The organism is Bradyrhizobium sp. 31Argb (genome assembly GCF_043638955.1).
Classification (GTDB): Bacteria; Pseudomonadota; Alphaproteobacteria; order Rhizobiales; family Xanthobacteraceae; genus Bradyrhizobium.
Window position 1 is genome coordinate 1 of the sequence record NZ_JBEGDB010000332.1, and the last position, 8,110, is coordinate 8,110.

General features: G+C 64.1%; 8 protein-coding genes. 3 read left to right on the forward strand and 5 right to left on the reverse strand.

Annotated features, from left to right (window positions below; translation table 11 throughout):
* Window positions 1–91: 91 nt before the first annotated feature.
* Window positions 92–373, forward strand: coding sequence for an META domain-containing protein (locus AAFX91_RS36360; RefSeq protein WP_394569726.1), 282 nt, complete (start codon window positions 92–94; stop codon window positions 371–373).
* 2 nt (window positions 374–375) lie between these two features.
* On the opposite strand, the gene AAFX91_RS36365 is transcribed toward AAFX91_RS36360, so the two are convergent.
* A complete protein-coding gene (locus AAFX91_RS36365; protein WP_394569727.1) occupies window positions 376–603 on the reverse strand; it encodes a hypothetical protein in 228 nt (75 codons plus the stop codon).
* A gap of 701 nt (window positions 604–1,304) precedes the next feature.
* Here AAFX91_RS36365 and AAFX91_RS36370 point away from each other — a divergent pair.
* Window positions 1,305–2,582 carry a DUF937 domain-containing protein gene (locus AAFX91_RS36370; protein WP_282530291.1) on the forward strand — a complete coding sequence of 426 codons (1,278 nt, stop codon included), beginning with the start codon at window positions 1,305–1,307 and terminating at the stop codon, window positions 2,580–2,582.
* Window positions 2,583–2,623: 41 nt separating this feature from the next.
* Here the strand turns inward: AAFX91_RS36370 and AAFX91_RS36375 are convergent, their stop codons facing one another.
* From AAFX91_RS36375 to groES, 3 genes are all read right to left on the reverse strand, one after another.
* Window positions 2,624–3,823, reverse strand: coding sequence for a hypothetical protein (locus AAFX91_RS36375; protein WP_394569728.1), 1,200 nt, complete (start codon window positions 3,821–3,823; stop codon window positions 2,624–2,626).
* A 246-nt stretch (window positions 3,824–4,069) separates the two neighbouring features.
* A complete protein-coding gene (gene groL / locus AAFX91_RS36380; protein ID WP_282530289.1) occupies window positions 4,070–5,707 on the reverse strand; it encodes a chaperonin GroEL in 1,638 nt (545 codons plus the stop codon).
* A 161-nt stretch (window positions 5,708–5,868) separates the two neighbouring features.
* Window positions 5,869–6,165, reverse strand: a complete 297-nt coding sequence (gene groES, locus AAFX91_RS36385) for a co-chaperone GroES (RefSeq protein WP_130582605.1) — start codon at window positions 6,163–6,165, stop codon at window positions 5,869–5,871.
* Between the two features lie 344 nt (window positions 6,166–6,509).
* On the opposite strand from groES, the gene AAFX91_RS36390 reads away from it, so the two are divergent.
* Window positions 6,510–7,025 (forward strand): hypothetical protein, encoded by a 516-nt coding sequence (locus AAFX91_RS36390; protein WP_130582606.1) that lies wholly within the window; start codon window positions 6,510–6,512, stop codon window positions 7,023–7,025.
* 187 nt (window positions 7,026–7,212) lie between these two features.
* On the opposite strand, the gene AAFX91_RS36395 is transcribed toward AAFX91_RS36390, so the two are convergent.
* Complete coding sequence (locus AAFX91_RS36395) at window positions 7,213–8,001, reverse strand: protein phosphatase CheZ (protein ID WP_130582607.1); 789 nt, start codon at window positions 7,999–8,001, stop codon at window positions 7,213–7,215.
* Window positions 8,002–8,110 lie beyond the last annotated feature (109 nt).

Here is an 8,110-nt window from a genome sequence, read left to right on the forward strand (position 1 = left end):
ACACCGATCCGATTCGGTATCGCCGCCCCAATCCTGACGGTCAGTTCTCCGGTAACATCCTTGGTGAGGCAATGCGCTCGATGCCGCGCGCATGCCCGGCTCCAAGCGCATCCCTTCGCTCGAGATCGGCGACAATGGCGAGGTGGTGCTGGAACTCTGGTGCAAGGGCGGCAAGGGCCAGTTCTCGGTGGCCGGCAACACCATCATCTTCGTTCCCGGCGCGATGGAAACCCGCAACTGCCCGCCCGACCGGACGCAGGCCGACGACGATCTGCTTGCGGCGCTCGGTGACGTCGCGACCTGGCGCCGTCAGGGTGACCTCGTCACCTTGACCGGCTCGAAGACGCTGCGCTTCCGGCTCAACACGAATTAGGACTAAGGCGCCGCAATCAATCCGTTGGCGGTACCGACGATCCAGCGGTTACCCCAGCGCACGATGGTTTCGATACGCCCGAGCCCGGGAATCGTGTCGCCGCGCGCGGCCATCCGAATGCCGTCAGGGCCGTCGAGAACAGCGGTTCCGTCCCGGACATCGACAACCGTCCAGCCCGATATGGTGGTCGGTCTCGTTTCCGGTGCCGGCGCCAAAGGTGGCCTCGCCATCGCCGCGCCGGAGGGAGCAGCATTTGCCTGGGAGGCGAACGGGTTTGAGGCGCGCGCGGCAAGGTGAGTGCTCGCGGGTAAGGGCTTGGGAATGCTTCCTACGACAGCGGGTGCCGCTGTCTGCAGATCTGATGTCGATGTTGTTTTTTTGGTGCCTTCGATCCTGCCGCCTGGTCTTGCTTCAGCGGTTCGAGGCGAAGACGTGATTTTCTGGGCGGCTGAGCTGAGCCCGAGCGTGCTTGCGAACTCAGGCCAGTTCAGACCGCCGGCCCATCCCAACCCAAAGGCTGCCACCAGTGCCATCGCAGGCAGCGCAATGGTGCGCGCCCAATCGCCGTATGGCCCTCGTACCACCAGAACGTCATCGCGATTCTGGTGCAAGAAATCCGACAGGCGCGCCGGCTGCTCCGGCAACTCGCCGTCAGCCACATTCCCCGACCAGGTGCTTCCAAGGGTACTCGGCTCGTGGACTTGCATGGCGTGACCCACGTTCGGCTAAGCGATGATGTTCCCGGAAATTGAATCGAACCTTAACGATCAACCGAATGAACTGCGTCGCGATGCCGCCCCGATCGCGGCCCAAGCAGCCGGCCATCCCAAATGGAGCTGGCAAAATTCCATGTCAGGCTGCTGAGCGAGCGGCTATCAACCTGCAAGGCTCTCCGTATTGTGATTAGACAGGTGCGAATTTTGGGGCGGACATGCTCGCGCAGTGGGAAAGTCGGCTGGCAGGCACGGAAATCTGCAGGTTCGCCCCGATATTTTGCCCGCGCCTGACAGCCGGAATCGAAATCTCTGACGTGGGCATGCGACGTGATGATTGTTCAGTCATCCTGTCTCAACCACTTCGCAACGATGGAGAGATCGCCATGGCTGTGAACCTCGTCTCTGTTGTCATGCAATGTCTGACTCCTGACCTGATCGCCAGGATCGCGTCCTCTCTGGGGCTTGATCGAGACATCGTGCAAAAGGCGATAGGAGGTGGCGTCCCCGCGCTGCTTTCGAGCTTGGCCGAGGTGGCCTCCACCCCCGGTGGCGCCCGTCAGTTGTCCAGCGCATTGTCGCAGCAGCAGCCCGGAGCGCTTGAAAGCCTGAAGAATGCGATGGCAGGTCCTGGCCAGGCGGCGCTCGCGGAGAGCGGATCGGCCACGCTGGCCGGCCTGTTTGGCGGCCGGGCGCTGGAAACGGTATCTGAGGCCATCGCCAAATTCGCAGGGATCGGCGAGGGCTCCGCCAAGTTGCTGACCGGCATGCTTGGTCCTGTCGTCCTCGGGGCGTTGGGGCAGCATCAACGCAGCGTCGGTATGGAGGCAAGCGGGCTGACATCGCTCCTCGCCTCGCAAAAGGACCAGATCGCTGCGGCGCTTCCATCGGGTCTCGCCGATCAACTGAGCGCTGCCGGTCTCATCGACAGGGCGGGGGAGAGCGTGCGCAGCGGAGCTTCGGCGGCCGCGAGCCGCGTCGCCGGGGCGTCTACACGCTACACGCCAAGCAACGCGATGTCGCAGTGGCCCTATTGGCTGGCTGGCCTTGTCGTGCTCGGCGGTCTCGTCTGGTACGCAGTCCAACGCCCGGGTGAACAGACTGTCGCCGAGCAACCCGCTGCAACGCGCCCCGCAACCGGGACCGTAGGCGTGGCACCCGCGAATTTGACCGTCGACGGGGTGAACTTGGCCAGCCAAGTCGATTCGTCCGTCAACACCTTGAAGTCCGCGCTATCAGGCGTCACAGACGTGGCTACCGCTCAAGCGGCTCTGCCCAAGATCAACGAGGCGACAGCGCAGTTGAACGATGTCAGCGCGCGAGCTGGCAAGCTTCCCCCGGAAGGACGAAGCGCACTCGCCAAACTGATCGTCGTGGTGACGCCTTCGATCTACCAGATGTGCGACAAGGTGATGGCGATGCCCGGTGTTGGGCCCGTCGCGAAGCCCGCGATTGATGATGTTCGCGCAAGGCTTGACGCGCTCGCGCGAGTCTGAGCTGCGCGCACGGCGAGCCGGTCACATATCGCCGCGTGGCCCTACTTCCACGCGGATTTGTCGGCGTCCCAGCGCTGGGCCTTGAATTCCTTCGCCAGCGCCTCGATCGAGCCGTTGTCGTCGGGCGGCTCGCCGCCTTCCTCATCGCCGACGGAGTCTTCCGAGAGGTTCAGCTTTGGGCCTGGGCCTTCGTCGGCGGTGGTGACCACCGGGCTCGAGACCCACAGCATCAGCCTGTCCGACGCGCCGGGCTTGTCCGAGGACACCAGCGCCGAGATCTCGACGGTCTCGGTGAGGCCGAGCGCGGGATAGACTTGGCTCGGACGCTTGAAGGTCAATTTCAGCTTGCCGGTGTTGGCGTTCCATGACGCTCCCGACGGCTTTGCCGCCAGCGTCTTGCTGAGCACGCCCGATATCGCTGATGCAATCTTGTCCCTGTTGATCTTGTCGCCGCTGAGCCAGTCGGCGGCGGCGAAGCGGATTGTGCGGTCCATCTCGACGCTGCCCGTGGTCCAGCCGGCCGCGACCACGCCCGGCGTCGCCTTGGCCTTGGCGACGAGGGCCGGGGCCTGTTCCGGATCGACGGTAAGGTTGATGGTCTGCTCGCCGGCGCGCAGCGCGTCGCAGGTGATGGCGAGGCTCGAGAGACCGACCTCGACGGCCTGGCCCTTAAGGCTCTTCAGGAAGTCCAGCGCCGCGTCGAGCTTGACGCGCACGCCGACGGATTCGGGAGAAACTTCGGTAAAGTCCTTCGGTGCCGGCGTGATGCCGTCATCGGTGGTCTGGCTCTCCTGAAATTCCCGTTCCGAAAGGTCGGTATTGTCGGAGGAGGCCACTTCCGTCACCGCCTGGCCGATCGTGATCTGGCCGCGGAATTCGAAACTGTCGCCGGTCGGCTTGCGCACGAGCTTCACCGTGACGGGCGATTTGTCATTCAGGCTCTGCGTCGAGCCGCTCAGGTTCTGGCCGTTGACCGCGAGGTTGACGACGAAACGGTCCTTGCGGTCGGAACCTTTTTCCGCGGGGTAGCAGACGTCGAGCACCGCCGCGCTAACGTTCTTGCCCTGGCGGGTTTCCTTCAGCACCGCGTCGGCATTGCCCTCCATCAAGCCGTCGATCGCGGTGAAATAGCGCGTTTCGGTGGTGCCCGGCGCCGTCTTGGACGGCAGCTTCATCTGGGCAAGAGCGAGATCAGAAGAGGCCGTGATGAGGCCCAACAGGCAGAGCAGGAGCACGCGCATAGGAAAATCCTCGGCGATAGAATCAGCGACGTCGTAACTACCAAACCTCGATCCTAGATCATGATCCGATTAGACGAAATCGGATCATGATCCATCTCTTTGTTTGAGCATGATCTCCGCGCAAACGCTTCGCGTTTGTCGCGAGGGAAAACCGGTTTCCACTTTTCCGGATCATGCTCTATTGCCCAAAAAAGAAGGCCGCCCGGAGGCGGCCTTCTTATCTGATATCTGCGAACGGGCTTGCGCTCAGAAGCCCATGCCGCCCATGCCGCCGCCTCCGGGCGGCATCGCCGGCGCCGGCTCCCTCGGCAGTTCGGCGACCATGGCTTCCGTCGTCACCAGGAGGCCGGCGACCGAGGAGGCGTCCTGCAGCGCCGTGCGCACAACCTTGGCGGGATCGATGATGCCTTCCTCGACCATGTCGACATATTCCTCGGTCTGGGCGTCGAAGCCGAAGGTCTCCGACTTGTTCTCGAGGATCTTGCCGACCACGATCGAGCCTTCGACGCCGGCGTTTTCCGAGATCTGGCGCACCGGCGCTTCGAGGGCCTTCAGCACGATGTTGATGCCGGCCTGGACGTCGGAATTGTCGTTGGAGAGACGACCGACTGCCTTCTTGGCGCGCAGCAGCGCCACGCCGCCGCCGGGCACGATGCCTTCCTGCACCGCGGCGCGGGTTGCGTTCAGCGCGTCCTCGACACGATCCTTCTTCTCCTTGACCTCGACCTCGGTGGCGCCGCCGACGCGGATCACCGCGACGCCGCCGGCAAGCTTGGCCAGCCGCTCCTGCAGCTTCTCGCGGTCGTAGTCGGAGGTGGTCTCCTCGATCTGCGCCTTGATCTGGCCGACGCGGGCTTCGATGTCGGCCTTCTTGCCGGCGCCGCTGACGATCGTGGTGTTCTCCTTGTCGATCACGACCTTGCGGGCGCGGCCGAGCATCTTGATCGTGACGTTCTCGAGCTTGATGCCGAGCTCCTCGGAGATCAGCTGGCCGCCGGTCAGGACCGCGATGTCCTCCAGCATCGCCTTGCGGCGGTCGCCGAAGCCGGGCGCCTTGACGGCGGCGACCTTCAACCCGCCGCGCAGGCGGTTGACCACCAGCGTCGCCAGCGCCTCGCCCTCGACGTCCTCGGCGATGATCAAGAGCGGCCGGCCGGACTGCACGACGGCTTCCAGCACCGGCAGCATTGCCTGCAGGCCGGAGAGCTTCTTCTCGTGCAGGAGGATGTAGGCGTCCTCGAGCTCGGCCGTCATCTTCTCGGCGTTGGTGATGAAATAGGGCGAGAGGTAGCCGCGGTCGAACTTCATGCCTTCGACGATGTCGACCTCGGTCTGCAGCGACTTGTTCTCCTCGACCGTGATCACGCCCTCATTGCCGACCTTCTGCATGGCTTGGGCGATCATCTTGCCGATCGCGGTGTCGCCATTGGCCGAGATGGTGCCGACCTGGGCAACCTCCGAGGAGGCGGCGACCGGCTTGGCGCGCTTCTCGAGGTCCTTGACCACGGCTTGCACCGCGATGTCGATGCCGCGCTTCAGGTCCATCGGGTTCATGCCGGCGGCAACAGCCTTGCCGCCCTCGCGCACGATCGCCTGCGCCAGCACGGTCGCGGTGGTGGTGCCGTCGCCCGCGGTGTCGTTGGTCTTGGAGGCGACTTCGCGCAGCATCTGCGCGCCCATGTTCTCGAACTTGTCCTCGAGCTCGATCTCCTTGGCGACGGTGACGCCGTCCTTGGTGATGCGCGGGGCACCGAAGCTCTTTTCGATGACGACGTTGCGGCCCTTCGGGCCGAGCGTGACCTTCACCGCATTGGCAAGGACATCGACGCCGCGCAGCATGCGCTCGCGGGCTTCTCCGGCAAATTTAACGTCTTTGGCAGCCATATCTTACTCCTGGATAAATGGGATGGTGCGGCCGCCGCTTCTTACGCGTCATTGCCGGGCTTGACCCGGCAATCCATCACTTCGCCGACTCTTCCGAAGAGAGATGGATGCCCGGGTCAGGCCCGGGCATGACCAGCGGTGCGCGGCGGATTCGGCTCGGCTCAGGTCAGAACGCCCATGATGTCGGACTCCTTCATGATCAGGAGTTCCTCGCCGTCGAGCTTGACCTCGGTGCCCGACCATTTGCCGAACAGCACGCGGTCACCGACCTTGACGTCGATCGGGATCAGCTTGCCGGTCTCGTCGCGGCCGCCCGGCCCGACGGCGGTGACTTCGCCCTGAGAGGGCTTTTCCTTGGCGGTGTCGGGGATGATGATGCCGCCCTTGGACTTCTCTTCGGCTTCGATGCGCTTGACCACGACACGGTCATGCAGCGGGCGGAATTTGGATTTAGCCATGACGTTCCCTCTTGGAGGCTCGGTTTCAGGTCTCATTCATCGAGGCCGGGCTTGAATGCCGGCCGGTCGATGGATCGCGGGCAGGATATCCGGCGCGTTAGCAATCATCGCGCCAGAGTGCTAATTGTGGGGCGGGAAATATGGCTTGGCGCCTTTCCTGTCAAGCAAAGTGGTTAAGGCCTTGGTGAGGCCAATATAGGATGCTGCAACCAAATCAAATCAGAGCCCAGGTTGGAGTTCTCACGTCATCGTTTCGACGTCATTGCTCTGCCTTACGTTTTACGCTTGGCTGCAGGACGGGTGCGGCCCAAGGTGCGGCCCAAGGATATTTCGGGGGAATACGGATGATCGGATCAGGTGACGCGCGCGCGGTTGCGAGGCTCGCGTCCGTCTTAGCGCTGACGCTTCTGTTGGGCGCGTGCAGCAGCTTCAACCTGCCGTCGCTGTCATCCAACCCGGAGCCCGCGCCTGAGCCGGGGGTGGCGCCGGAAATGCCCGCCACCATCCGCTCCGACGAGATCGTCGGCCGCTGGGGCCTGGCCTCCTACCAGAACCCGACCGACCGCGCCCGCACCGAGAAGATGGCGCGCGACCAGTGCAAGCAGCCCTATGTGATTGGCGCCGGCCAGTCCGGTGGCGTGATCATGCATCTCGCCGACCAGGCCACCCCGCAGGAGCTGCGTCTGAAGGGCTCTCCGAGCGGCAAGAACTATATCGGCCCGCCGGGGCCGTCCGGCGGCGAGCAGGACCGCGAGATCGTCTCCTTCGACGGCCGCGTCATGGTCACCCGCTTCGTCGACAAGGACGCGGCCACCCGCTACGGCAACATGGTCTACGTCCGCTGCGCGCCACGGGCGTAGGGACCGGCGCTCTGTCCCCGTCATGCCCCGGGCATCCAGTAGTCACCGCTGTCAGTGCCTGAGCCGTGAGGCCGCCGCCTACTGGATCGTCCGCCTTCGCGGACGATGACGGCGGAGGAGATGGAGGCAAAAACAAAAACGCCGGCATCGCGCCGGCGTTTTGCGTTCTTCTCTGCGACCTGCCCGCTTAGTCGAACATCGCGTCGATATCGTCCTGCGAGGCGTGGCCCACGTCGCCGTCGAGCCTTGGGCCGTTGAGCAGGCGGGCGTCGCCCTCGCGGGTGTCGATGATCGGCGGCGCGTGCGCCTTGATGGCGTCGACACCGCCCCAGATCTCCATCATCGCGTTGATGTGCTGCTCGATGAACTTCATCGTGGTCATCACCTTGCTGATGCGCTGACCGGTGAGGTCCTGGAAGTTGCAGGCCTCGAAGATCGCCACTACGCGCTCCTGGACATCCTCGGCGAGCAGCTTGTGCTGTTCGGGCGAGGCGACCTTGGTCAGCGCGGTGGCGGCCTGGTCGATCGCTTCGGCCGCCTCGAGGATCTGCTGGGTAGCCTCTTCGGTGCCGCCGACGACGGCGCCGAGCTCGCCATTCACCTTGGCCATCTCCTGGCCGTCAAAGCTCTTGCCGTGCAGCACGGCGATCTCGCGCTTGGTGCGGCTGATGGCGTCGTGGATCAGGTCAAGCTCGACCTTCAGCTTCTCGCACTGCTCGACCTGCGCGCGATAGGTCTCGAGCAGCGCATGCGCTTCCGCGACCTCGCGCGCCACGGCCGCCTCGGTGGCTTCGGTTGCGACCGGACGCTGGGCGTGGACGCCGAGCGCCATCTGTGCGCGGATGGAGCGAAGCTCCGCCATGATCTCCCGATGCATTGGACCGATTTCGCCGCCTTCCACCGCAACCGGTGCCGGCATCGGCATGTCGCCCATAATGGCTTGTTCAACACGAAAACGCTTGCGACTAACTGACATGAGACTGTTCCCGCCCCCTTCACTCCCACTGTTCTAGGGTCTGTTGGGATTCATCGGGAGTTTATCACGGCAGCGGTCAGATGGATCATGGCTGCGAAGCTTTGATCTG

Bases quoted from the DNA above. Each gene is read 5' to 3' on its own strand.
- AAFX91_RS36390 (WP_130582606.1), top strand. From the start codon at position 6,510: ATGATCGGATCAGGTGACGCGCGCGCGGTTGCGAGGCTCGCGTCCGTC.
- AAFX91_RS36365 (WP_394569727.1), bottom strand. From the start codon at position 603: ATGGCGAGGCCACCTTTGGCGCCGGCACCGGAAACGAGACCGACCACC.
- groL (WP_282530289.1), bottom strand. From the start codon at position 5,707: ATGGCTGCCAAAGACGTTAAATTTGCCGGAGAAGCCCGCGAGCGCATG.
- AAFX91_RS36370 (WP_282530291.1), top strand. From the start codon at position 1,305: ATGCTCGCGCAGTGGGAAAGTCGGCTGGCAGGCACGGAAATCTGCAGG.
- AAFX91_RS36360 (WP_394569726.1), top strand. From the start codon at position 92: ATGCCCGGCTCCAAGCGCATCCCTTCGCTCGAGATCGGCGACAATGGC.
- AAFX91_RS36375 (WP_394569728.1), bottom strand. From the start codon at position 3,823: ATGCGCGTGCTCCTGCTCTGCCTGTTGGGCCTCATCACGGCCTCTTCT.
- groES (WP_130582605.1), bottom strand. From the start codon at position 6,165: ATGGCTAAATCCAAATTCCGCCCGCTGCATGACCGTGTCGTGGTCAAG.
- AAFX91_RS36395 (WP_130582607.1), bottom strand. From the start codon at position 8,001: ATGTCAGTTAGTCGCAAGCGTTTTCGTGTTGAACAAGCCATTATGGGC.